Here is a 23,832-nt window from a genome sequence, read left to right on the forward strand (position 1 = left end):
CAAACCTCGCAAGATCTAAACAGGTATTCGTGGAAGGGTGTTTTCATTGGGGCCGAGTGTACCCCAACAACTTTTGCGACACATAGGGTCAACCGGTGACCGATTTGTTATTTTTGGTCACCAGAAAAAGATCGCAGCCTTCGTCAACACCTACAGGTAAACGCGATCCCGTGTAGGCGCTGCCGAAGGCTCGGGCCGCGATCGGACGATCTTTTGATCTACCTTAAAGCGCAAACATCTCCGCCGGCAGCTTCATCAAACAATCACTGCCCGCCTCGATCGCCGCACGATGCGCCGCCGTCCGCGGCAACAACCGCTTGAAGTAAAACTCGCACGTCGCCAGTTTGCCCCGACAGAAATCCCCATCACCCTCGCCCGCATCCAGTTGCCCCTGCGCCACCAGCGCCATGCGCAACCACAGATAGCCGAGGATGATGTAGCCGCTGTACATCAAGTAATCCACCGACGCAGCACCGACTTCGTCGGGATTCTTCATCGCCGCCATGCCGACCTTCATGGTCAGGTCGCCCCACTGCTGGTTGAGCTCGTTGAGCTGCGCAACAAAACTGCCCAGTTGCGCATGCCCGGCATTCGCCGCGCAGAACTTGTGGACGATTTTGGTAAAGCCACGCAGCAACTTGCCCTGACTGCCGAGCACTTTGCGCCCAAGCAAATCCAGCGCCTGAATGCCGTTGGTACCCTCATAGATCGGCGCAATCCGGCAGTCACGCACCAACTGCTCCATGCCCCACTCACGAATGAACCCATGGCCACCGAACACCTGCATGCCGTGGTTGGTCACTTCCAGCCCGGTGTCGGTCATGAAGGCCTTGCAGATCGGCGTGAGGAACGCCAACAGATCTTCGGCCTCCTGACGCGCTTCGGCTTCGCTGCTCAGGTGCGCAGCATCAAGCAGTTGCGCGGTGAAGTAAGTCAGCGCGCGATTGCCTTCGTTGAAGGCTTTCATGGTCAGCAGCATGCGCCGTACGTCGGGGTGAACGATGATCGGGTCGGCGGGTTTGTCCGGGGCTTTGGCGCCGGTCAGCGAGCGCATCTGCAAGCGGTCGTTGGCGTATTTGATCGCGCCTTGGAAGCTTGCCTCGCCCAGACATAAACCCTGCATGCCGGTGCCGAGCCGAGCATGGTTCATCATGGTGAACATGCAGTTCAGGCCCTTGTTCGGCTCACCAATCAGAAAGCCTTTGGCAGCGTCGAAGTTCAGCACGCACGTGGCTGACGCCTTGATGCCCATTTTGTGTTCGATCGAACCGCAGGAAACGCCGTTGCGCTCACCCGCCTCTGCGCCTGCATCGGGGAGGAACTTAGGCACGATAAACAGCGAAATGCCCTTGGTTCCGGCAGGCGCGTCCGGCAGTTTGGCCAACACCAGATGAATGATGTTGTCGCTCATGTCGTGCTCGCCGGCGGAGATGAAAATCTTGCTGCCGGTGACCGCATAACTGCCGTCGGCCTGCGGCACGGCACGGGTCTTGATGATGCCCAGATCGGTACCGCAATGGGCTTCGGTCAGGCACATGGTGCCGGTCCACTGGCCGGCGGTGAGTTTGCTCAGATAAGTCTGTTTCTGATCTTCGGTGCCATGGGCGTGAATCGCCGACATTGCGCCGTGGGTCAGGCCCGGGTACATGCCCCAGGAGGTGTTGCTGGAGCCGACCATTTCGCTGATCACCAGCCCCAACGAACTCGGCAGGCCCTGGCCGCCATAGGCCGGATCCGCCGCCAGACCATGCCAGCCGCCCTCGACGTATTGTGCGAAGGCTTGCTTGAAGCCTGTAGGCGTTGTCACCACACCGTTGTCGAAATGGCAGCCCTCTTCGTCGCCGCTGCGATTGAGCGGTGCCAGAACGTTCTCACAGAACTTCGCGCCTTCTTCGAGGATCGCGTTGATCATGTCAGGGCTGGCATCGTGGGCGCCGAGGGCGGCGTAGTTGCTGTGAAAGTCGAAGACGTGGTCGATCAGAAAGCGCATGTCGCGCAGGGGAGCTTTGTAGTCGGGCATGGTGGCTTCTCCGTCAGCAGATTTCCCCAACCTACTGCTGGCCACCACGCCCCACAATCACTGTCCAGACGCTGAATGCGCCGTCATCACTCAACCTGCGGCGGTGTCCATGCGCACAGCGCCACGGCGATTTTGTCCGAACGCCACCACACAGTTACGCCCCGCGCCCTTGGCGCTGTAGAGCGCCTCGTCGGCGGACTTGAGGACTTGTTCGGGGTTGCGCTGCTCGACCCGCTCAGCGACACCGATACTCACCGTCACCGACACACTGGAGGCACCAGAGCCCGCGCGACGCTGGCGACCTTGCTGGTCGTCCTGAGGGCGGTTTTCCTGATTGCGCAACTGAATGCTGTAGGACGCAATCGACTCGCGGATTACTTCCAGGTGCGGCATGCATTCCTCAAGGGTTTTGCCTGCGAACACCAGGGCAAATTCCTCACCGCCATAGCGATACGCCCTACCGCCACCGCTGATTTTCGAGAGTTTGCTGGCGACTAATCGCAGCACTTGGTCACCAACATCATGGCCGTGGGTGTCGTTGAATTTCTTGAAGTGGTCGACGTCGCTCATCGCCAGTACGTAGTTGCGGCCCAGGCGTTGCATGCGTTCATTGAGTGCACGACGTCCCGGCAGACCGGTGAGCTCGTCGCGGAAGGCCATTTGATACGCCTCGTGTGCAACGGCGGCGGCAATCATCAACATCACCTGGCTGCACATGATGTTCAGGGTGAACGGCAGGATGAAAGTTTTCGGCAGCATCCAGAACACCCCGAGCAACCCGACCAGTTGCGCGGCGTGTAGCGGGCGCGGGTTGCGCCAGTATTGCCAGGCCAACAACAGAAACGCCGAGATGAATACCGGATAAGACAACTGGATCAGGCTCATCCACGCGCCGTGGAGCGCAGGCCAACGGATCTCCGAGAGCCACATCAGCAGAGCCTGCGGGTAACTTTGCTCAAGCCCGAGCGCCACGCTGCCGAACGCCAGCAGCACGGCAAACCGCGCGACCATGTCCTGAAACAGGTGGGTGCGCTCCTGCCACGCGGCGAACAGGCCGAACAATAACGGTAGCAACAGGCAGACCAGATGAAACACCACCGCAGCATCTTCGCGCACCTTGCCGTTGTCACGGTAATAGTCGGTCTGGGTGTCGAGCAAAAAGTAGGCGATGTACACCGTGAGCATCAGAAACAGTTCACGCTGACGTCGGTAAACCGCGCAATAAGCGCCGCCCAACAGCAGCACCAACGTTGGCAACACGTTGAACAGGGACGTGAAGAACACGTTGAGGTCTTTGACGTACGCAGCCGCCAACCCCGCGAGCAACAACAGCAGTGAAGGTAGGAAATGGCTGAAACATACAGCGGAAGAACGCGGCAAGGGGTAAAACTCCGACCCGGCAAAAGATGGCATTGTGCCTGCATTTTGAACAGTTAAGCACATGCGGTGTGACGCGCGTCACATCGAAGCCTCTTTAACGGCAGGTAAACCGCTTTTCTTAGCGTTTTAGTGGGAAATTTTCACCGGTTAAACAATTTTTCATCAGGCATGAAAAAGCCGCTGCCCCCAAGGGGAACAGCGGCTGTGAAAACCGCCCTATGACTTAGTAGCCCAGCGCGAAGTCTTCTTCTTTCATGTCCATCAGGTTGTTGGCACCCGACAACATGGTGGCCACGTGCGTACGGGTACGCGGCAGGATGCGCTGGAAGTAGAAGCGCGCGGTTTGCAGCTTGGCGGTGTAGAACGCTGCGTCGCCGGTGCCTTCTGCCAGCTTCTCGGCTGCCAGACGCGCCATGTCAGCCCAGAAGTAGGCCAGGCAGGCATAACCGGAGTACATCAGGTAGTCCACGGAGGCCGCGCCGACTTCTTCGCGATCTTTCATGGCAGCCATACCGACCTTCATGGTCAGCTCGCCCCATTCCTTGTTCAGTGCAGCCAGCGGAGTAACGAATTCCTGGACGGCTTCGTTGCCTTCGTTGGTCTGGCAGAACTTGTGGACGATCTTGGTGAAGCCTTTCAGAGCCTCGCCTTGCGTCATCAGCACTTTACGGCCCAGCAGGTCGAGCGCCTGGATACCGGTGGTGCCTTCGTACAGCATCGAAATGCGGCTGTCGCGAACGTTCTGCTCCATGCCCCACTCGGCGATGAAGCCGTGGCCGCCGTAGATCTGCACGCCGTGGTTGGCGGCTTCGAAACCGACTTCGGTCATGAACGCCTTGGCGATCGGCGTCATGAAGGCCAGCAGTGCGTCGGCTTTCTTCTTCTCTTCTTCATCGACGCCGTATTTGACGATGTCGACCTGTTTGGCGGTGAAGTACACCATCGCACGGTTGCCTTCGGCGAACGCCTTCATGGTCAACAACATGCGGCGTACATCAGGATGCACGATGATCGGGTCAGCGGCTTTGTCCGGCGCTTTCGGGCCAGTCAGGGAGCGCATTTGCAGGCGATCGCGAGCGTATTTCAGGCCGCCCTGGAAACCGATTTCGGCGTGGGCCAGACCTTGCAGCGCGGTACCCAGACGTGCGGTGTTCATAAAGGTGAACATGCAGTTCAGACCTTTGTTCGCCGGGCCGATCAGGAAACCGGTCGCGCCGTCAAAGTTCATCACGCAAGTCGCGTTGCCGTGGATGCCCATCTTGTGTTCCAGCGAGCCGCAGGTCACAGCGTTGCGTGCACCAACGGTGCCGTCAGCATTCGGCATGAACTTTGGAACGATGAACAGCGAGATGCCTTTGGTGCCAGCCGGTGCGTCAGGCAGGCGGGCCAGTACGATGTGGACGATGTTGTCGGCCATGTCGTGTTCACCGGCCGAGATGAAGATCTTGGTGCCGGAGACTTTGTAGGAACCGTCGGCCTGAGGTTCGGCCTTGGTGCGCAGCATGCCCAGGTCGGTGCCGCAGTGCGGTTCGGTCAGGCACATGGTGCCGGTCCATTCGCCGGAAACCAGTTTGGTCAGGTAGGCGTCTTGCTGTTCAGGGGTGCCGTGCTCGGAGATGGTGTTCATCGCGCCGTGCGACAGGCCCGGGTACATGCCCCACGACCAGTTGGCTTCGCCAACCATTTCACTGACCGCCAGACCCAGCGACTCAGGCAGGCCCTGACCGCCGTGCTCGACGTCATGGGCCAGGCTTGGCCAGCCGCCTTCGACGAATTGCTTGTAAGCCTCTTTGAAGCCCGTCGGGGTTTTCACACCGGACTCGCTCCAGGTACAACCTTCGATGTCGCCCACGCGGTTCAGCGGCGCCAGTACCTGCTCACAAAACTTGGCGCCTTCTTCGAGAATGGCGTCAACCATGTCCGGAGTCGCGTCTGCGCAAGCCGGAAGGCTCTGATAGTGCGCTTCGTAGCCGAGCAGTTCGTCACGAACGAAGCGAATATCACGCAAGGGGGCCTTGTAGTCAGGCATAGCGATAAACCTCTGCTGATGTAACCGGGAATGAACGACCGTGTTGATTTGTTGTGACGGTCAAACAGTTGTTTGAAACATACGTTTACGCCGAAATCTTGTCAAGCGTCGATCTTTTGCCGTTCGTCATCGCATCTTTCAAACGCCGGACACAGCAAACCGCCATGTGCTCGAACGAGCCACGGGCGCTGAAAAAAGATTAGTTGAGGGAGAAGGACTTACAACGAAAAACGCCGCGACAGGTAGCGGCGTTCAGCGTGCAGACGACAGAAAAGTCAGGCGAACGTATCGATGATCGTACCGAGCACTTCATCGGAAGCCTTGGCGACCTTCACGCCCAGCTCCGCCTGGATCTTGCCCTGAGACATCTCGACCATATTGCTGGCCAGATCTGATTGCTGGGCACGATCAACACCACGCAGACGATCAATCTGCACTTCAGACGACTGGCTGGTCACCGAACGTTCGATAGTATTGTTGGCGATTTGGCTGGCAGCCTGATCGATGCGGTTCTGCCCGCTCTGAATCGAGCTCAGACCTGCGTAAAAAGCTGTGTTACCGGAGATTTCCATAACGGTTCTCATCCTTGGGAAGGATCAATGACTGCCATTGAAGCAGAGGCGCCAGAAAAACACCCGTCAAAAACACTAATGGCACAGTGCCTGCTCATAGGCAAAACCTTAGTCGAGCAAATCCAGTTGCAAATGCTCTGCCACCGCCTCAGCACTCAAAGCCTTCAGTTTCGGCACTCGCCCCAGGCACGGTGCGGGAATACGTTCGGCCAGTGTTGCCAGATTTTCCTCCAGCCGCGAAGTCTTCGGATCGATGATATTGGCCACCCAACCCGCCAATTGCAGGCCATCGCGCGCAATCGCCTCAGCCGTCAGCAACGCATGACTGATGCACCCCAATCGCACCCCCACCACCAGAATCACCGGTAGCTTCAGCGCGATAGCCAAATCCGACAGATTGTCCTGATCCGCCAACGGCACCCGCCAGCCCCCCGCGCCTTCGATCAAAGTGAAATCGGCATTCATCGCCAAAATTTCGCGCATCGGCGCCAGCAACGATTGCACCGTCAGCGCGACACCGGCCTCGCGAGCCGCCAGATGCGGGGCAATCGCCGGTTCGAAAGCCAGCGGATTGACCTGTTGATAACTCAGCGGCAACGAACACTCGGCCAGCAGCGCCAGCGCATCGGCATTGCGCAAACCCTTGGCCGTCACCTCGCACCCGGAAGCGACCGGTTTACCCGCCGCCGTGCTCAGCCCCGCCGAACACGCTGCGTACAGCAGTCCTGCGGCAACGGTGGTCTTGCCGACGTCGGTGTCCGTTCCAGTGATGAAATAGGCTGCGCTCATACGGGTTTCTCCAACACGGCGTAAACCACTTGATAAGTCGCCGGCAGTCCCTGTGCCTGACGGAATTGCTCATAAGCCTCGACCAGCCCCAGAATCCGCGCCCGTCCGGTCAACCCACCCGGCCGCCCGGGGTTCAGATTGTGCGCACCCAACGCCTTCAATTCATGGGTCAGACTGCGCACATCCGGGTAATGCAGCACATGCGCCTGCCTCTCAAGCTTCACGGCGCGCAAACCACTGGCCGCGCACAACTGCTCATATCGGCCGAACTCGCGGAAGCGGTTGACGTGCACCAGGCCATCGACCTGGCGCCAGCTATCACGCAACTCGTACAACGTCCCGACACAAAGACTAGCAAACGCGAAAACTCCACCTGGTTTCAGCACGCGAAAGGCTTCACTGAGCACCGCATCAAAATTCGCACACCACTGCACCGCGAGGCTGGAGAAGATCAGATCGCAGGTCGAATCCTGCAGCGGCAGACGCTCCGCATCACCGGCGATGAAGTGTTCGGCGCCGCCCAACGGACGCGCGTGATCGAGCATGCCCTCGGCGATATCCAGCGCCAGCCCCTGCCCCTGGGCAAATTGCGAAGCCAACGCGCGGGTGAAATAGCCGGTGCCACACCCCAGATCCAGCCAGCGCGACGGCACAAAATCCGTCGGCATGCGCTGCAGCAACTGTGTACCGACATCACGTTGCAACTCGGCGACACTGTCGTAGCTGGCCGCCGCGCGAGAAAAAGACGCCGCGACCTGACGCTTGTCAGGCAAGCCGCCAGGCAGCACTAGAGACAAATCAGTCATCACCGCACTCATGTAAAAAAGCCTGGATCGCACCCGCCAGTCCGTGGGGATCTTCCTGCAGAAACGCATGACTGGCCTGTTCGATCAGACCAATTTCGATATCCGGCAAGAGGGCAAACAATTCGCCGGCCGCCTCGGCGGGCACCAATCCATCCTGGCCGGCGAACAGATGCAACTGCGGGCCGCGAAACGCCTGCAAGGCTTCGCGCGTGTCCAGTTGCGCGAGCAATTCCAGCCCGGCCATCAACGTTGCCGGCGCAGCACTGGGAGCAGCGCCAAGCAACAGCCGTGACAATCCGCGCGGGTCTTGCGCGCCTTGGGCACACAGCAAAGAAAATCGCTTGAGGGTCAGTCGCGGATCGGCATGGCAACCGGCAAGAAACGCATCGAAAGTCTCGCCGGGCATCGCGCTCGGCCACTGCTCATGGGCTACGAAAGAAGGATTACTCGCCAGCGTCAGCAAACCGCAGCAGCGCTCCCCCCGGCGCGCCGCCAGTTCCGAGGCGAGCATGCCGCCCAGCGACCAGCCGCCCAGCCACACGTCTTGAGCAATGCGCTCGTCGAGCTCATCGAGCCAGTCTTGCAGATCGCTGGAATCGAGTTCCGGCAATGGCTCGATCTCGACATGCAGATGCTCATCAAGTCCTTGCAATGCAGCGGCCAAGGGTTCCATCGGCGAAACACCGAGGCCCCAACCGGGCAGCAGAATCAGGCGATCACGCATGGCTAGGCTCCGACGACAGTTGCGCAAAGCAATCGGCCAGTCCCTCTAACAATAGCTGCACCTGCGCTTCGCTGTGGGCGGCGGTCAGGGTTACGCGCAGGCGGGCGCTGCCGGCGGGCACGGTCGGCGGACGGATCGCGGTGACCATCAGCCCACGCTCACGCAACATTTGCGACAGACGCACCGCGCGACCGGCATCGCCGATCATGATCGGCTGGATCGGCGTGAAGCTGTCCATCAGCTCCAGGCCGATCTGTTCGGCGCCGTGGCGGAACTGGCGGATCAACGTCTGCAAATGCTCGCGACGCCAGTGTTCGCTGCGCAGCAACTCAAGACTTTTCAGCGTTGCGCAGGCCAGCGCTGGCGGCTGGCTGGTGGTGTAGATGTAGGGTCGAGCGAACTGGATCAGGCTTTCGATCAGCTCTTCACTGCCGGCGACAAACGCGCCGGCCGTGCCGAAGGCTTTGCCGAGGGTACCGACCAGCACCGGCACATCGTCCTGACTCAGCCCGAAATGTTCGACGATGCCCGCGCCATTTGCACCCAGCGGTCCGAAACCGTGCGCATCGTCGACCATCAGCCACGCACCTTTGGCTCTGGCTTCCCGGGCCAGCGCGGGCAGATCGGCGAGGTCGCCGTCCATGCTGAACACGCCGTCGGTGACCACCAGCGTATTGCCGGTGGCTTTCTCCAGACGTTTGGCCAGACTGACGGCGTCGTTGTGCAGATAACGATTGAAACGCGCGCCGGACAACAAGCCTGCATCCAGCAACGAGGCGTGATTGAGCCGGTCTTCCAGCACCGTATCGCCCTGCCCGACCAGCGCCGTGACGGCGCCGAGGTTGGCCATGTAGCCGGTGGTGAACAACAGCGCACGCGGCCGGCCGGTAAGATCGGCCAGCGCTTCTTCCAAGGCGTGATGCGGGCCGCTGTGGCCGATCACCAGATGCGAGGCACCACCGCCCACGCCCCAGCGCTCGGCACCGGCACGCCAGGCTTCGATGACTTGCGGATGATTGGCCAGGCCCAGGTAATCGTTATTGCAGAACGCCAGCAACGGCTGACCGTCGACCACCACTTCGGGCCCTTGCGGGGATTGGAGCAGCGGTCGCTGGCGGTAGAGATTTTCGGCACGGCGGGCAGCAAGGCGTGCGGCGAGATCGAAAGACATGCAGGCCTCGACTTTCAAGTGACACAGATTCCCTGTGGGAGCGGGCTTGCTCGCGAAGGCGGTCTGACATTCAACGGTGATGTTGACTGGACTGACGCTTTCGCGAGCAAGCCCGCTCCCACAGGGGTTTTGCATTCCTTCAGAGGTTTTAGACGGCAGCGTTGTAGAACTGCTCGCTGCTCTTCTGTTCCACCAGCGCCTGCTCAATGGCCGCCTGGTGAACCTCGTCGGCATGCTCCTCACGCGCTTCCGGCTGGATGCCCAGACGCGCGAACAACTGCATGTCCTTGTCCGCCTGCGGGTTGGCGGTGGTCAGCAACTTGTCGCCGTAGAAAATCGAGTTGGCGCCGGCGAAGAACGCCAGGGCCTGCATCTGCTCGTTCATCGCTTCGCGGCCGGCGGACAGGCGCACATGGGATTGCGGCATCAGAATGCGCGCCACGGCGAGCATGCGGATGAAGTCGAACGGGTCGATGTCTTCGGCGTTTTCCAGCGGCGTGCCAGCGACTTTCACCAGCATGTTGATCGGCACCGACTCCGGATGCTCCGGCAGGTTGGCCAGTTGAATCAGCAGATTGGCGCGGTCATCCAGCGACTCGCCCATGCCCAGGATGCCGCCGGAGCAGATCTTCATCCCCGATTCACGTACGTAGGCCAGGGTTTGCAGACGCTCGCTGTAAGTGCGGGTGGTGATGATACTGCCGTAGAACTCAGGCGAGGTGTCGAGGTTGTGGTTGTAGTAATCGAGGCCGGCCTTGGCCAACGCTTCGGTCTGGTCCTGATCGAGACGACCGAGGGTCATGCAGGTTTCCAGGCCCATGGCTTTCACACCTTCGACCATCTTCAGCACGTACGGCATGTCTTTGGCCGACGGATGCTTCCACGCCGCCCCCATGCAGAAACGCGTCGAGCCGATGGCTTTGGCGCGGGCAGCCTCTTCGAGGACTTTCTGCACTTCCATCAGCTTTTCTTTTTCCAGGCCGGTGTTGTAGTGACCGGACTGCGGGCAGTACTTGCAGTCTTCCGGGCAGGCGCCGGTCTTGATCGACAGCAGTGTGGAAACCTGAACGCGGTTGGCGTTGAAATGTGCGCGATGCACCGTTTGCGCCTGGAACAGCAAGTCGTTGAATGGCTGTACGAAGAGTGCTTTGACTTCGGCCAATGACCAGTCGTGACGCAGGGTGGCGGTGGTGCTCGCGCTCATGGGTAGTTCCTTGGTTATGCTTGGCTGGCGCCGGGGAAACGGAATATCCACAGGCGCCACACGGATGTTCGGCATATTTAAGGAAGAGTCATGCGCTGTCAACCACGATACGAATGGCAGGTTTACATCTGTTTAAAAAACGTACAGACCTGTTTGCTGTGCGATGAGCCGGCAGACGCAGAACTGCCAATCTGTGTCCCCTGCGAAACCGAACTGCCCTGGCTTGGCGAACACTGTCAGACCTGCGCCCTGCCACTTGCCGCAGCGGGACTGACTTGTAGTGAGTGCCTGCTAGAGCCGCCAGCGTTCGAACAGGTCGCCGCACCTTGGCTCTACGGCTTCCCGGTGGACAGCCTGATTACACGCTTTAAACACAACGCGAAATGGCCGTTTGGCCACCTGCTCGCCGACGTTCTCGGACAATACCTGCTACATCGCTTCGACGAAGACTTGCCGCGACCGGATGCGTTGTTGCCGGTGCCGCTCGCCAGCAGACGTCTGCGTCAACGCGGCTTCAATCAGGCGGCGATGCTCGCGCGCTGGTTGAGCAGGCAACTGGATCTGCCGTGCGAGGAAAACGTATTGCAACGAATCAAAGACACCAACGCCCAGCAGGAACTCGATGCCAAGGCGCGTAAGAAAAATCTGCGCAGTGCCTTCGACCTGTCGCCCGACGCAGACGTAAAAGGTCGGCACTTGGCGTTGGTTGATGATGTGCTGACCACTGGAGCGACCGCCCAGGCTCTCGCACGAATTCTGATGGATGCGGGCGCGGCAAGGGTCGACGTGTATTGCCTGGCACGCACTCCAAAACCGGGTGATGCCTCCTGACTTAAGAACACTGCAACACCCTGTGGGAGCGAGCCTGCTCGCGAAGAGGTCAGCACATTCACCATTGATGTTGACTGACACTCCGTTTCGCGAGCAGGCTCGCTCCCACAGGGGGACGGCGTATGACTTGACTCCGGCGCCGCAAGCGACCAACTTCACTGTCCACCGCCACAGCAAAAAAGCGCCCATTCATGTCCCTGCCCACCCTTTTGTCCCAGCACATCGTCCGTCGTCCGCAGCGCATTGCCCTGCTGCAACACATCGCCGAACAGGGCTCGATCACCCGCGCCGCGAAAAGCGCAGGGCTGAGCTACAAAGCGGCGTGGGACGCTATCGATGAGTTGAACAACCTGGCGCAGAAACCGCTGGTCGAACGTGCGGTCGGCGGCAAGGGCGGCGGTGGCGCCAGACTGTCCAGCGAAGGCGAACGGGTGTTGCGCCTCTATCAAAAGCTGCAGGCCTTGCAGGCCCAAGTACTGGAAGCGGCTGAAGATGCCAGTGACCTCGATCTGCTCGGCCGTTTGATGCTGCGCACCAGCGCGCGCAACCAGTTGCACGGCAAAGTCGTGGCGATCGAAAGCCAGGGCCGTAATGATCTGATCCGTCTGGAGCTGGCCGAAGGTCTGTGCCTCGACTCGCAGATCACCCACGACAGCACCGTGCATCTGGAACTGCAAACCGGCACCGACGTGGTGGCGCTGATCAAGGCCGGCTGGCTCGAATTGCTCGCCAGCGATCAACCGGCAACGTGCGGACACAATCTTCTCAAAGGCACCATCGAAGCGATTCTCGACGCCGAAGACGGCCCCAGCGAAGTGCGTATTTCCCTGGCCAACGGCCACACCCTCTGCGCGCTGGCCGAAGCGCTGGATCTGCGCACTCGCGGGCTGACCGTTGAACAACCGGTTCAGGTGCAGTTTTCGCCGTCCAACGTGCTGCTCGGCACACCGCTTTAATCAAGGCCTGCAACGAAAGCGTCATCGACGAACATTAAGGTAGCTGCCAAAACCTAGCAGGGAGCCTGATGTGAGCCTATTAGAAGAAAACCAATCCACTGATCTGGAAAAAATCGTCGGCCTCAGCCGTCGCGGTTTCATCAGCGCCGGCGCGCTGTGCGGCGCGGCGATGTTTCTCGGTGGCAACCTGCTGACCCGCAGCGCACTGGCTGCCGGTGTCAGCGCCGGCAACAGCCGTTTGCTCGGCTTCGAGAGCATTGCGGCGGCGACCACCGACGTCATCAGCCTGCCCAAGGGCTACAAATCCTCGGTGCTGATCAGTTGGGGCCAGCCGCTGCAAAAGAACGGCCCGGCCTTCGATCCAAGCGGCAATGGCACCGCTGCCGCACAGGAAGTGCAGTTCGGTGACAACAACGACGGCATGAGCCTGTTTGAATTCCCCGATGACAGAAACCGCGCGTTGATGGCCATCAACAACGAATACACCAACTACCGCTACCTCTACCCGCACGGCGGCATGCCGCAATCGGCCGAAGACGTGCGCAAGGCGTTGGCCTGCGAAGGCGTATCGGTGATTGAAGTGCAGCGCAGAAACGGTCAATGGCAGTTCGTCCAGGGCTCGCGCTACAACCGCCGCATCCACGGCAACTCGCCGCTGCGCATCGGTGGCCCGGCCGCTGGCCATGACTTGATGAAAACCAGCGCCGACAAACACGGCAAGAAAGTCCTCGGCACCTTCCAGAACTGCGCCAACGGCAAAACCCCGTGGGGCACCTATCTGACCTGTGAAGAGAACTTCACCGACTGCTTCGGCAGCAGCAACGCCCAGCAGCAGTTCGACCCGGCGCAGAAACGCTACGGCGTCTCGGCCGCCAGCCGCGAGATCAACTGGCACCCGTTTGACCCGCGCTTCGACATGGCGAAGAACCCCAACGAACTCAACCGTCACGGCTGGGTGGTCGAGATCGACCCGTTCGATCCGCAATCGACCCCGGTCAAACGCACCGCGCTGGGCCGCTTCAAACATGAAAACGCCGCCCTGGCCGAAACCGACGATGGCCGCGCCGTGGTGTACATGGGCGACGATGAGCGTGGCGAGTTCATCTACAAATTCGTCAGCCGCGACCGCATCAACCACCGCAATGCCAAAGCCAACCGCGACATCCTTGATCACGGCACGCTGTACGTGGCGAAGTTCCATAACGGCGACAGCAACCCCGATCACCCGAAAGGCCAGGGCCAGTGGATCGAACTGACCCACGGCAAAAACGGCATTGACGCCAGCAGCGGCTTTGCCGATCAGGCCGAAGTGCTGATCCACGCGCGCCTCGCCGCCAGTGTGGTGGGCGCCACGCGCATGGACCGCCCGGAGTGGATCGTGGTCAGCCCGAAGGACGGCCAGGTTTATTGCACCCTGACCAACAACGCCAAACGTGGCGAGGACGGCCAACCGGTGGGCGGGCCGAACCCGCGCGCGAAGAACGTCTACGGGCAAATTCTGCGCTGGCGCACTGACCGCGACGATCATGCGTCGAAGACCTTCTCATGGGACTTGTTCGTGGTCGCCGGCAACCCCGGCGTGCATGCCGGCACGCCGAAAGCTGGTTCGTCGAATATCACCCCGCAGAACATGTTCAACAGCCCCGATGGCCTGGGTTTCGACAAGGCCGGTCGCCTGTGGATTCTCACTGACGGCGATTCAAGCAATGCCGGGGATTTTGCCGAGATGGGTAACAACCAGATGCTTTGCGCCGATCCAAAGACCGGGGAGATTCGCCGGTTCATGGTCGGGCCGATTGGTTGTGAAGTGACCGGGATCAGCTTCTCGCCGGATCAGAAGACCTTGTTTGTCGGGATTCAGCATCCGGGTGAGAACGGCGGCTCGACCTTCCCCGAGCATCTGCCGAATGGCAAGCCGCGCTCTTCGGTGATGGCGATTACCCGTGAGGATGGCGGAATAGTCGGCGCCTGATAAATCGCTTTCGCGAGCAAGCCCGCCCCACATTGGATCTGTGCCGCATTGAAGATTGCAGGTACACAGAAAATCCACTGTGGGAGCGGGCTTGCTCCCGAAGGGGCCCTTACAGGCAGCCCACCACTCAAGGCAAAACCCTCAACCCCCACAGTCTGCGCTACCATGCTGGGCCGGACGCGGCAGCCTGCTGCGCGCAGGAGTCAGCATGGCCCACCCGTTTGAAACCCTCACACCCGACCTCGTTCTTGATGCCGTTGAAAGCATCGGGTTTCTCAGCGATGCGCGCATTCTGGCGCTCAACAGCTACGAAAACCGCGTCTATCAGGTCGGTATCGAAGACTCCGAACCGCTGATCGCCAAGTTCTACCGTCCGCAGCGCTGGACCAACGCAGCCATCCTCGAAGAACACAAGTTCACCTTCGAACTGGCCGACGTCGAGATCCCGGTAGTGGCGCCGCTGATCCACAACGGCGAAACCCTGCACGAACACGCCGGTTTCCGCTTCACCCTGTTTCCCCGTCGTGGCGGCCGCGCGCCGGAGCCGGGCAATCTTGATCAGCTCTATCGACTCGGCCAGTTGCTGGGGCGCATTCATGCGGTCGGCGCGACCAAGCCTTTCGAACACCGCGAAGCGCTGGGCGTGCAGAACTTCGGCCATGCCTCGCTGGCCACCCTGCTCGAAGGCAATTTCATTCCGAAAAGCCTGCTTCCCGCCTACGAGTCCGTTGCCCGCGATCTGCTCAAGCGCGTGGAAGACGTTTACGCCGCCACGCCGCACCAGAACATCCGTATGCACGGCGACTGCCACCCCGGCAATATGATGTGCCGCGACGAGATGTTCCACATCGTCGACCTCGACGACTGCCGCATGGGCCCGGCGGTGCAGGACATCTGGATGATGCTCGCCGGTGACCGGCAGGAATGCATGGGGCAGTTGTCGGAACTGATGGACGGCTACAACGAGTTCCACGATTTTGATCCGCGCGAACTGGCGCTGATCGAACCCCTGCGCGCCCTGCGGCTGATGCACTACAGCGCCTGGCTGGCACGGCGCTGGGATGATCCGGCGTTCCCGCACAGCTTTCCGTGGTTCGGCACGGAGCGCTATTGGGGCGATCAGGTGCTGGCGTTGCGTGAGCAGCTTTCGGCACTCAATGAAGAACCGCTGAAACTCTTCTGATTCACCACAAACACTGTGGGAGGGGGCTTGCTCCCGAAGACGGTCTGACATTCAACATTAATGTTTGCTGACACACCGCCTTCGGGAGCAAGCCCCCTCCCACAATTTGTTCTGTGCTCACAATTTCAGAACTCATTGACCGACAAATCTCCTTACAATCCCTTCCTTTGATTAGCTGCCTAAGCAAGGATTCTGCATGCAAGCCGCCAACCCGCGTCGCGGGTACATTCTGGGCCTGAGTGCCTACATCATCTGGGGCCTGTTCCCGATCTACTTCAAAGCCATCGCCGAAGTGCCGGCGGTCGAGATCATCATCCATCGGGTGCTGTGGTCGGCGCTGTTCGGCGCCCTGCTGCTGATGGTGTGGAAACACCCGGGCTGGTTACGCGAATTGCTGGATAACCCCAAGCGCCTGGCGATTCTGGCGTTGAGCGGCACGCTGATCGCGGCCAACTGGCTGACTTACGTCTGGTCGGTGAACAACGGGCGCATGCTCGAAGCCAGCCTCGGTTACTACATCAACCCGCTGGTGAACGTGCTGCTGGGGATGCTGATTCTTGGCGAGCGCCTGCGTCGTATGCAGTGGCTTGCGGTGGGTCTGGCGGCAGTTGGTGTGGCGCAGCAGGTGTGGCAGGTCGGCAGTTTGCCGTGGGTGTCGCTGGTGCTGGCGCTGACCTTCGGTTTCTATGGCTTGATCCGCAAGCAGGCGCCGGTCAAGGCGTTGCCGGGGCTGGTGGTGGAAACCTGGATGCTGGTACCCATCGCCATCGCCTGGCTGCTGTTCAATCAGACCGCAACCAGCGCGCAACCCGAGTTCTGGACAACGTCGCAAGCCTGGTGGCTGGTGGCGGCTGGTCCGGTGACGTTGATCCCATTGGTGTGCTTCAACGCCGCCACCCGGCACCTGCCCTACACCACCATTGGCTTCCTGCAATACATCGCGCCGACATTGGTGTTGTTGCAAGCGGTGCTGCTGTTCGGCGAGCACTTGTCGTCGAGCACGCTGATGGCGTTCATGTTTATCTGGGCCGGTCTGGCCGTTTACAGCGTCGATGCGTGGATAAGTTTGCGTCGCCGCACCTGATCAAAAAACGCACACCCCCTCGCAGGCCACGGTGCTCGTGGCCTGCATCGTTCCTTCCCAAGGTTATCCACAACGTGATCCCCGCCGTTTGTGCGCAACGTGTTGAATACTGTCGATTTTTTGATCAGTTCCGGCAAAGCCACGGCGGACGTGGCGTTGCAGGCAGTCTCTACAGGTTATCCACAGGCAGGTGCACGTTTAAACTGGATAACCCGATCAATCCTAAACGTCTGTGCGTAACACCAGTTCCACCATCAAATCATCGGCCAGCGTTTCCAAACGCGATTGCAGCACATCCAGCGACAGGGTCAGCGGCACCGCGAGAATCGCTTCGGCGTGGAACAACGGCTCGCTGCTCATCGGCGCCGGGCGCACGTCGGTCACCAGCCGTTCAAGGTTGACGCCCTGCTCGCTCAGCAGCCGAGTAATGTCACGAACGATACCCGGACGATCATTGCCCACCAGTTCCATGGCGATCGGTTTCCAGGTGCACGATTGCTCGATGCCGCTCTCGGCGATCAACACGCGAATACCATGAGCCGATAGCGCTTGTAGGGAATCGACTAATTCGTCGTAAGCCTCCGCCGGTACCCCCACTCGAAGAATCCCGGCGAATTGCCCGGCCATCCGCGACATGCGGCTTTCCAGCCAGTTACCGCCATGCTCGGCGATGCATTGGGCGATGCGCTCGACCTGTCCGGGCTTGTCCGCAGCGAAAACGGTGAGTACGAGATGGTCCATGGCGCAGCCCTCTTGTCATGACTTTTGTTATAGAAGAGCAAGTATAGGCAAGGGATAGCCAGTCGCCGCAGGCGCTGAAAACAACAAATCGTGTACAAGTTTTTATATTTAACTGGAACAATCCAATGGTTTTTTGAGAACATCCCGTTCCGCGCTGTGACCGCAATGCGTCATGTGGTCGCAGAACGACGTAATTAGTCTGATTTTCACAAGCGCAACTCATCATGTAGTATGCCCCGGCACGCACTACATAACGCTGGATCGATGTCTGCCCAAGGCATGTTCGCAACCCTGAAAGCCCCGTCATCAAGGCCTCAAGCCGTTGATTGGTCCCAGCCCAGCCGCCAGCAATGGCATGTACTGGTCGGAAGGTTTGTGGTTTAAATGGCCAGAGGCTTCATTGTCAAATTGAAGAGCTGAAAAGCGAAATAGCTGAGCAGAGTGAGGCAAGCAATGACTGAACACGTTCAAGTCGGTGGCCTGCAGGTCGCCAAAGTCCTGTTCGACTTCGTGAACAACGAAGCCATTCCCGGTACCGGCCTCACCGCCGACAAATTCTGGGAAGGTGCCGACAAGGTCATTCACGACCTGGCACCGAAGAACAAAGCCCTACTCGCCAAACGCGATGACTTCCAGGCCCATGTCGACGGCTGGCACCAATCCCGTGCCGGTCAGCCACACGACGCCGCGGCCTACAAAGCCTTCCTGCAAGAGATCGGTTATCTGCTGCCAGAAGCGGCTGATTTCCAGGCAACGACGCAAAACGTCGATGACGAAATCGCCCGTACTGCCGGCCCGCAACTGGTTGTGCCGGTGATGAATGCTCGCTTTGCCCTCAACGCCTCGAACGCCCGCTGGGGTTCGCTGTACGACGCCCTCTACGGCACCGACGCGATCAGCGAAGAAGGTGGCGCGGAAAAAGGCAAAGGCTACAACAAGGTGCGCGGCGACAAAGTCATCGCCTTCGCCCGGGCTTTCCTCGACGAAGCTGCGCCACTGGCTGCCGGCTCCCACGTCGACTCCACCGGCTACAAAATCGCTGACGGCAAACTGTTGGTCACCCTCAAGGGCGGCAGCAACAGCGGTCTGCGTGACGACGCTCAACTGATCGGTTTCCAGGGCGATGCCAACGCGCCGATCGCGATCTTGCTGAAACACAACGGTCTGCATTTCGAAATCCAGATCGACGCCAGCACCCCGGTCGGCCAGACCGACGCCGCCGGCGTCAAAGACGTGCTGATGGAAGCGGCGCTGACCACCATCATGGACTGCGAAGACTCCGTGGCCGCCGTCGATGCCGACGACAAAGTGGTGATCTACCGCAACTGGCTCGGCCTGATGAAGGGCGATCTGTCGGAAGAAGTCGCCAAGGGCGGCCAGACCTTCACCCGCACCATGAACCCGGATCGCAGCTACACCACGGTCGATGGCGGCGAAGTGACCTTGCATGGTCGTTCGCTGTTGTTCGTGCGCAACGTCGGTCACCTGATGACCATCGACGCGATCCTCGACAAAGACGGCAACGAAGTGCCGGAAGGCATCCTCGACGGTCTGGTGACGTGCCTGGCGGCCATGCACAACCTCAACGGCAACACCTCACGCAAGAACACTCGCACCGGCTCGGTCTACATCGTTAAACCGAAGATGCACGGCCCGGAAGAAGCGGCGTTCACCAACGAGCTGTTCGGCCGCATCGAAGACGTGCTCGGTCTGAAACGCAACACGCTGAAAGTCGGGATCATGGACGAGGAGCGCCGCACCACGGTCAACCTCAAGGCTTGCATCAAGGCTGCCAGCGAGCGCGTGGTGTTCATCAACACCGGTTTCCTCGACCGCACCGGCGATGAAATCCACACCTCCATGGAAGCCGGCCCGGTTGTACGCAAGGCTGACATGAAGGCCGAGAAGTGGATCGGCGCCTACGAAAACTGGAACGTCGATATCGGTCTGAGCACCGGCCTGCAAGGTCGTGCGCAAATCGGTAAAGGCATGTGGGCGATGCCCGACCTGATGGCGGCGATGCTCGAACAGAAAATCGCTCACCCGCTCGCCGGTGCCAACACTGCATGGGTGCCATCGCCGACCGCCGCTGCGTTGCACGCGCTGCACTACCACAAGGTCGACGTGTTCGCGCGTCAGGCCGAACTGGCCAAACGTGCCCGTGCTTCGGTGGACGACATTCTGACCATCCCGCTGGCGGTCAACCCGAACTGGACGCCGGAGCAGATCAAGAACGAACTGGACAACAACGCCCAGGGCATTCTCGGTTACGTGGTGCGCTGGATCGACCAGGGCGTGGGTTGCTCGAAAGTGCCGGACATCAACGACGTCGGCCTGATGGAAGACCGTGCCACGCTGCGTATCTCCAGCCAGCACATCGCCAACTGGCTGCGCCACGGTGTGGTCACCGAAGCGCAAGTGATGGAAAGCCTCAAGCGCATGGCGCCGGTTGTAGATCGTCAGAACGCCAATGACGCGCTGTACCGTCCGCTGGCTCCGAACTTCGACAGCAACATCGCCTTCCAGGCGGCGGTCGAACTGGTGATCGAAGGCACCAAACAGCCGAACGGTTACACCGAGCCGGTGCTGCACCGTCGTCGTCGTGAGTTCAAGAAGGCCAACGGCCTGTAACTTGCGCTGAATGCCGGACATGAAAAAGCCCTGATCGAGAGATCAGGGCTTTTTATTTGTGCGGTGTAGGGGGATCTTGATCGTTCCCACGCTCCGCGTGGGAATGCAGCCCGGGACGCTCCGCGTCCCAACAGCGGACGCAGAGCGTCCATTGAGGCATTACCACGCAGAGCGTGGGAATGATCGGCAGATGCTAAAGCTCTATGCCCAGCTCATGTTTGACCAACCCGAGCAACTTGCCCGTATCAATCGGCTTGAGCAGAAAATCCACCACACTCAAATGCATCGCCGCAATGGCGTCTTTCACATCCGCATCACCGGAAACGATGATGATCGGCAGCGCCGCCCGAACCGACTCGCGCACCTGGCGAATCAGATCCAGCCCGCCGACATTGCCCATCCGCAGATCAGTGATCACCAACCCGATCGAAGGTTTCTCCGCCAACATCTTCAGCGCGGTTTCGCCACTGGCAGCGGTCAGGCAACGAATGCCGTCCAGCGCCAGAATCTCCGACAGCAACTCCCGGGCGTCTTTGTCGTCATCGACGATCAGGACACGCTGCGGCGGCAGATCGGGTTCGAGCATCACAGCGCTGAGTGCTTCGCGCTCGGCGTCGCTCAAAATATCGTGGTCGGACATGGCGTTCTCTAAATATTCAAATCAATCACCTGGCACAGTCGTCAGACATCGCTAAGCAGAGCTTCAATGTGCACTTCGTCGGATTTTTTTCCAAGAGGCCGGACAAGAGAATTTCCGACTGTTTTTGTAGGGCACTTCCCAAATATGCCCAACGGCATCGCCAACCTAGACTTACGTCCAATGGGCACCCCGCCCGCAGGGGTCGACCATGGCTGCAACGATCCGACAACAACAATTCAAAAAAGACTGCGGTAATGGTTATGAGTAAAGCGGACGCCTTCACCCAGGCAGGGAAAACCGCCGTGTTGCAGAACATTCAGGGCACCCTGCAATTCCTCCAGCGCTTCCCGCCCTTCAATCAGATGGAACACGCCCACCTCGCGTATCTGGTGGAGCAATGCCAACTGCGTTTTTATGGCCAGGGTGAAAGCATCATCAAACCTGCCGACGGCCCGGTCGAACACTTCTATGTCGTCAAACAGGGGCGGGTGGTCGGCGAGCGCCAGCACATCACCAGGCCCGGCACCGAAACCACGTTTGAAATCACCACCGGCGAATGTTTTCCCCTCGCCGCGTTGCTGGGTGAGCGGGCAACGCGCACCGAGCATCTGGCCGGTGAAGACACCTTTTGCCTGCAACTGAACAAACCGGCGTTCATCAAGCTGTTCGCCCTCTCCAACGCCTTCCGCGACTTCGCCTTGCGCGGGGTCAGCAGCCTGCTCGATCAAGTCAACCAGCAAGTCCAGCAAAAAGCCGTGGAAACCCTCGGCACCCAGTATTCGCTGAACACCCGCCTCGGCGAGTTGGCCATGCGTCATCCGGTGACGTGCAGCCCTGACACGCCATTGCGTGAAGCGGTGAAGTTGATGCACGAACAGCAGGTCGGCAGCATCGTGGTGGTAGACGAACACAAGGCGCCGCTGGGGATTTTCACCCTGCGCGATCTGCGCCATGTAGTGGCCGAAGGGGTTGGCGATTTCAGCGAAGCCATCGAGCGCCACATGACCCGTGCGCCCTTCTATCTTTCGCCGGATCACAGCGCATTCGATGCAGCGATTGCCATGACCGAACGGCACATCGCCCACGTCTGTCTGGTCAAGGATCAGCGCCTGTGCGGCGTGGTGTCCGAGCGTGATCTGTTTTCCTTGCAGCGCGTTGATCTGGTGCATCTGGCCCGCACGATTCGCAGCGCTCAGCGCGTCGAACAATTGGTGACCCTGCGCGGTGAGATCGGCCAACTGGTCGAACGCATGCTCGCCCACGGCGCATCTTCGACGCAGATCACCCACATCATTACCCTGCTCAACGATCACACCGTGTGCCGGGTGATCGAGCTGACCCTCGCCGAAAGAGGCGACCCCGGGGTGCCGTTCAGTTGGCTGTGTTTCGGCAGCGAAGGCCGCCGCGAGCAGACGCTGCACACCGATCAGGACAACGGCATTCTGTTCGACGCCCGCGATGACGCGCACGCGGCGCAGATTCGCGGCAAGCTGTTGCCACTGGCCCAGCAGATCAACCAGAGCCTGGCGCTGTGTGGCTTCACCTTGTGCAAGGGCAACATCATGGCCGGCAACCCGGAGCTGTGTTTATCCCGGGCGGAATGGGCGCGGCGTTTTGCGGCGTTCATTCGCGAGGCGACGCCGGAGAACCTTTTGGGGTCGAGCATCTATTTCGATCTGCGGGTGGTCTGGGGCGATGAGAGCGGCTGCGCACAACTGCGCCGAGGGATTCTCGATCAGGTCGGCGACAACCGATTGTTCCAGCGCATGATGGCCGACAACGCCCTGCGCAATCGCCCGCCGGTCGGGCGTTTCCGCGAGTTTGTGCTGGCGCGCAAGAACGGTGAAAAAGCCACGCTGGATCTGAAGGTCCAGGGCCTGACACCGTTCGTGGATGGCGCCCGATTACTTGCGCTGGCCAACGGCATCGACGCCAACAACACCCTCGAACGCTTCCGCCAACTGGTGGAAAAAGAAGTCATCGAGCGACTGGATGGTGCCGCGTATGAAGAGGCTTATCACTTCATCCAGCAAACGCGCATGCAGCAGCATCAGCTCCAGACCCGGGAGAATCAGCCGTATTCCAATCGGGTCGATCCCGACAGTCTCAATCATCTGGATCGACGCATCCTGCGCGAATCCCTGCGCCAGGCTCAGCGCCTGCAAAGTAGCCTGACCTTGCGGTATCAGCTATGAGCCTGTTCTCTTGGTTGCGTCCGGCAAGCCCGGTGGTACCGGTGGATCTGCAGCAGCGTCTGGCCGAGCTGCCGCCCATCAGCGAATTGAGCGAATGCAGCCTGCGCGAACAGCGCTGGGTGGTACTGGATCTGGAAACCACCGGGCTGAACCTGAACAAGGATCGGGTGCTGTCGATTGGCGCGGTGGTGATCGAGGACGGCGCGATCGATTTCAGCCAGCAGTTTGAACGCACGCTGCAATGTCGGGAATTGAAGCTCAGCCCCAGCGTGTTGATTCATGGACTGGGGCCGAATGCGATCGCCGCTGGCAGCGACCCGGGCGAGGCGTTGGTGGAATTCATGGAGTTTGTCGGTGACAGCCCGGTGCTGGCGTTTCATGCACCGTTCGATCAGCACATGCTTGGGCGGGCGTTGAAAGAACATCTGGGGCACAAGTTGCAGCACGTGTTTCTGGATGTCGCCGAGATTGCACCGTTGGTTTGCCCGCAGGCGAACATCCGCGAGGCCGGGCTGGATGAGTGGATCGAGTGGTTCAAGCTTGAGGTGTTCGAGCGGCACAACGCGAGTGCCGATGCGCTGGCCACGGCGGAGCTGGCGTTGATTCTGTTCAGCCGGGCGCGGGGACAGCAGATTCATAGCCCGCTGAATTTGCAGCAACGGTTGAGTCAGTGGAAGCGCAGGCAGCAGGCGCCCTCCTTTTAGATTCTCAGCGCCTGCTCTGGCCTCTTCGCGAGCAAGCTCGCTCCCACAGGGTTTCGCCTTCCAATGTGGGAGCGGGCTTGCTCGCGAAGAACGATGATGCGGTTTTACTGATGCCACCCGACCAGTGGCCAATTGCTAACCATTCCTACCTCTGCCAGAATCGCGAACAATTCTCGTTGGTTAACATTTCCCAATCGGTG

19 protein-coding genes are annotated in these 23,832 nt (G+C 60.0%); 8 read left to right on the plus strand and 11 right to left on the minus strand.

Features of this window, described 5'->3' with window-relative positions; translation table 11 throughout:
• Nucleotides 1-223: 223 nt before the first annotated feature.
• The 9 genes from CKW18_RS15200 to bioB all read right to left on the minus strand — a co-directional run bounded on the left by CKW18_RS15200 (nt 224) and on the right by bioB (nt 10,695).
• The gene (locus tag CKW18_RS15200; protein WP_095189534.1) at nt 224-2,020 is read right to left on the minus strand and encodes an acyl-CoA dehydrogenase C-terminal domain-containing protein; all 1,797 of its coding nucleotides are present in this window, start codon (nt 2,018-2,020) and stop codon (nt 224-226) included.
• A gap of 90 nt (nt 2,021-2,110) precedes the next feature.
• Nucleotides 2,111-3,400 carry a GGDEF domain-containing protein gene (locus tag CKW18_RS15205; protein WP_095189563.1) on the minus strand — a complete coding sequence of 430 codons (1,290 nt, stop codon included), beginning with the start codon at nt 3,398-3,400 and terminating at the stop codon, nt 2,111-2,113.
• A gap of 223 nt (nt 3,401-3,623) precedes the next feature.
• The gene (locus tag CKW18_RS15210; RefSeq protein WP_095189535.1) at nt 3,624-5,429 is read right to left on the minus strand and encodes a phenylacyl-CoA dehydrogenase; all 1,806 of its coding nucleotides are present in this window, start codon (nt 5,427-5,429) and stop codon (nt 3,624-3,626) included.
• A 275-nt stretch (nt 5,430-5,704) separates the two neighbouring features.
• A complete protein-coding gene (locus CKW18_RS15215) occupies nt 5,705-6,001 on the minus strand; it encodes a pyrroloquinoline quinone biosynthesis protein PqqE (protein WP_095189536.1) in 297 nt (98 codons plus the stop codon).
• A 108-nt stretch (nt 6,002-6,109) separates the two neighbouring features.
• The gene (gene bioD / locus CKW18_RS15220; RefSeq protein ID WP_095189537.1) at nt 6,110-6,790 is read right to left on the minus strand and encodes a dethiobiotin synthase; all 681 of its coding nucleotides are present in this window, start codon (nt 6,788-6,790) and stop codon (nt 6,110-6,112) included.
• A complete protein-coding gene (gene bioC / locus CKW18_RS15225; RefSeq protein WP_095189538.1) occupies nt 6,787-7,596 on the minus strand; it encodes a malonyl-ACP O-methyltransferase BioC in 810 nt (269 codons plus the stop codon). Before bioC ends, bioD begins: the two co-directional genes overlap by 4 nt.
• A complete protein-coding gene (locus CKW18_RS15230) occupies nt 7,589-8,320 on the minus strand; it encodes an alpha/beta fold hydrolase (RefSeq protein ID WP_095189539.1) in 732 nt (243 codons plus the stop codon). The genes bioC and CKW18_RS15230 overlap by 8 nt, the downstream gene beginning before the upstream one ends.
• A complete protein-coding gene (gene bioF, locus CKW18_RS15235) occupies nt 8,313-9,491 on the minus strand; it encodes an 8-amino-7-oxononanoate synthase (RefSeq protein WP_095189564.1) in 1,179 nt (392 codons plus the stop codon). Before bioF ends, CKW18_RS15230 begins: the two co-directional genes overlap by 8 nt.
• 148 nt (nt 9,492-9,639) lie before the next feature.
• Nucleotides 9,640-10,695 (minus strand): biotin synthase BioB, encoded by a 1,056-nt coding sequence (gene bioB / locus CKW18_RS15240; RefSeq protein WP_064388191.1) that lies wholly within the window; start codon nt 10,693-10,695, stop codon nt 9,640-9,642.
• Nucleotides 10,696-10,785: 90 nt separating this feature from the next.
• Here bioB and CKW18_RS15245 point away from each other — a divergent pair, with 90 nt between their 5' ends.
• From CKW18_RS15245 to rarD, 5 genes are all read left to right on the plus strand, one after another.
• Entirely contained in the window at nt 10,786-11,526 is a 741-nt protein-coding gene (locus tag CKW18_RS15245; protein ID WP_095189540.1) for a ComF family protein, read from the plus strand.
• A 191-nt stretch (nt 11,527-11,717) separates the two neighbouring features.
• Complete coding sequence (locus CKW18_RS15250; RefSeq protein ID WP_095189541.1) at nt 11,718-12,482, plus strand: TOBE domain-containing protein; 765 nt, start codon at nt 11,718-11,720, stop codon at nt 12,480-12,482.
• 70 nt (nt 12,483-12,552) lie between these two features.
• Nucleotides 12,553-14,454, plus strand: a complete 1,902-nt coding sequence (locus CKW18_RS15255) for a PhoX family phosphatase (RefSeq protein ID WP_095189542.1) — start codon at nt 12,553-12,555, stop codon at nt 14,452-14,454.
• Nucleotides 14,455-14,662: 208 nt separating this feature from the next.
• Nucleotides 14,663-15,637 (plus strand): serine/threonine protein kinase, encoded by a 975-nt coding sequence (locus tag CKW18_RS15260; protein ID WP_095189543.1) that lies wholly within the window; start codon nt 14,663-14,665, stop codon nt 15,635-15,637.
• Nucleotides 15,638-15,833: 196 nt separating this feature from the next.
• Nucleotides 15,834-16,721, plus strand: a complete 888-nt coding sequence (gene rarD, locus CKW18_RS15265) for an EamA family transporter RarD (protein ID WP_095189544.1) — start codon at nt 15,834-15,836, stop codon at nt 16,719-16,721.
• Between the two features lie 222 nt (nt 16,722-16,943).
• On the opposite strand, the gene CKW18_RS15270 is transcribed toward rarD, so the two are convergent.
• Nucleotides 16,944-17,462 carry a glycine cleavage system protein R gene (locus CKW18_RS15270; RefSeq protein ID WP_095189545.1) on the minus strand — a complete coding sequence of 173 codons (519 nt, stop codon included), beginning with the start codon at nt 17,460-17,462 and terminating at the stop codon, nt 16,944-16,946.
• Nucleotides 17,463-17,915: 453 nt separating this feature from the next.
• On the opposite strand from CKW18_RS15270, the gene CKW18_RS15275 reads away from it, so the two are divergent.
• Entirely contained in the window at nt 17,916-20,093 is a 2,178-nt protein-coding gene (locus CKW18_RS15275) for a malate synthase G (RefSeq protein ID WP_095189546.1), read from the plus strand.
• 193 nt (nt 20,094-20,286) lie between these two features.
• On the opposite strand, the gene CKW18_RS15280 is transcribed toward CKW18_RS15275, so the two are convergent.
• Nucleotides 20,287-20,733, minus strand: a complete 447-nt coding sequence (locus tag CKW18_RS15280) for a response regulator (RefSeq protein ID WP_095189547.1) — start codon at nt 20,731-20,733, stop codon at nt 20,287-20,289.
• A gap of 260 nt (nt 20,734-20,993) precedes the next feature.
• Here CKW18_RS15280 and CKW18_RS15285 point away from each other — a divergent pair, with 260 nt between their 5' ends.
• A complete protein-coding gene (locus CKW18_RS15285) occupies nt 20,994-22,928 on the plus strand; it encodes a putative nucleotidyltransferase substrate binding domain-containing protein (protein ID WP_305887162.1) in 1,935 nt (644 codons plus the stop codon).
• Nucleotides 22,925-23,632, plus strand: a complete 708-nt coding sequence (locus tag CKW18_RS15290) for a PolC-type DNA polymerase III (protein ID WP_095189549.1) — start codon at nt 22,925-22,927, stop codon at nt 23,630-23,632. Before CKW18_RS15285 ends, CKW18_RS15290 begins: the two co-directional genes overlap by 4 nt.
• Nucleotides 23,633-23,832: the final 200 nt, after the last annotated feature.

Source organism: Pseudomonas sp. Irchel 3E19 (assembly GCF_900187585.1).
In the GTDB taxonomy this organism is placed as follows: domain Bacteria; phylum Pseudomonadota; class Gammaproteobacteria; order Pseudomonadales; family Pseudomonadaceae; genus Aquipseudomonas; species Aquipseudomonas baetica.

What these genes read in the sequence shown, in the direction of transcription:
- CKW18_RS15215 (WP_095189536.1), bottom strand. Translation starts at nt 6,001, where the DNA reads ATGGAAATCTCCGGTAACACAGCTTTTTACGCAGGTCTGAGCTCGATT.
- bioF (WP_095189564.1), bottom strand. Translation starts at nt 9,491, where the DNA reads ATGTCTTTCGATCTCGCCGCACGCCTTGCTGCCCGCCGTGCCGAAAAT.
- CKW18_RS15270 (WP_095189545.1), bottom strand. Translation starts at nt 17,462, where the DNA reads ATGGACCATCTCGTACTCACCGTTTTCGCTGCGGACAAGCCCGGACAG.
- CKW18_RS15275 (WP_095189546.1), top strand. Translation starts at nt 17,916, where the DNA reads ATGACTGAACACGTTCAAGTCGGTGGCCTGCAGGTCGCCAAAGTCCTG.
- CKW18_RS15200 (WP_095189534.1), bottom strand. Translation starts at nt 2,020, where the DNA reads ATGCCCGACTACAAAGCTCCCCTGCGCGACATGCGCTTTCTGATCGAC.
- CKW18_RS15250 (WP_095189541.1), top strand. Translation starts at nt 11,718, where the DNA reads ATGTCCCTGCCCACCCTTTTGTCCCAGCACATCGTCCGTCGTCCGCAG.
- rarD (WP_095189544.1), top strand. Translation starts at nt 15,834, where the DNA reads ATGCAAGCCGCCAACCCGCGTCGCGGGTACATTCTGGGCCTGAGTGCC.
- CKW18_RS15245 (WP_095189540.1), top strand. Translation starts at nt 10,786, where the DNA reads ATGCGCTGTCAACCACGATACGAATGGCAGGTTTACATCTGTTTAAAA.
- CKW18_RS15210 (WP_095189535.1), bottom strand. Translation starts at nt 5,429, where the DNA reads ATGCCTGACTACAAGGCCCCCTTGCGTGATATTCGCTTCGTTCGTGAC.
- bioB (WP_064388191.1), bottom strand. Translation starts at nt 10,695, where the DNA reads ATGAGCGCGAGCACCACCGCCACCCTGCGTCACGACTGGTCATTGGCC.
- CKW18_RS15290 (WP_095189549.1), top strand. Translation starts at nt 22,925, where the DNA reads ATGAGCCTGTTCTCTTGGTTGCGTCCGGCAAGCCCGGTGGTACCGGTG.
- bioD (WP_095189537.1), bottom strand. Translation starts at nt 6,790, where the DNA reads ATGAGCGCAGCCTATTTCATCACTGGAACGGACACCGACGTCGGCAAG.
- bioC (WP_095189538.1), bottom strand. Translation starts at nt 7,596, where the DNA reads ATGACTGATTTGTCTCTAGTGCTGCCTGGCGGCTTGCCTGACAAGCGT.
- CKW18_RS15230 (WP_095189539.1), bottom strand. Translation starts at nt 8,320, where the DNA reads ATGCGTGATCGCCTGATTCTGCTGCCCGGTTGGGGCCTCGGTGTTTCG.
- CKW18_RS15280 (WP_095189547.1), bottom strand. Translation starts at nt 20,733, where the DNA reads ATGTCCGACCACGATATTTTGAGCGACGCCGAGCGCGAAGCACTCAGC.
- CKW18_RS15260 (WP_095189543.1), top strand. Translation starts at nt 14,663, where the DNA reads ATGGCCCACCCGTTTGAAACCCTCACACCCGACCTCGTTCTTGATGCC.
- CKW18_RS15285 (WP_305887162.1), top strand. Translation starts at nt 20,994, where the DNA reads ATGAGTAAAGCGGACGCCTTCACCCAGGCAGGGAAAACCGCCGTGTTG.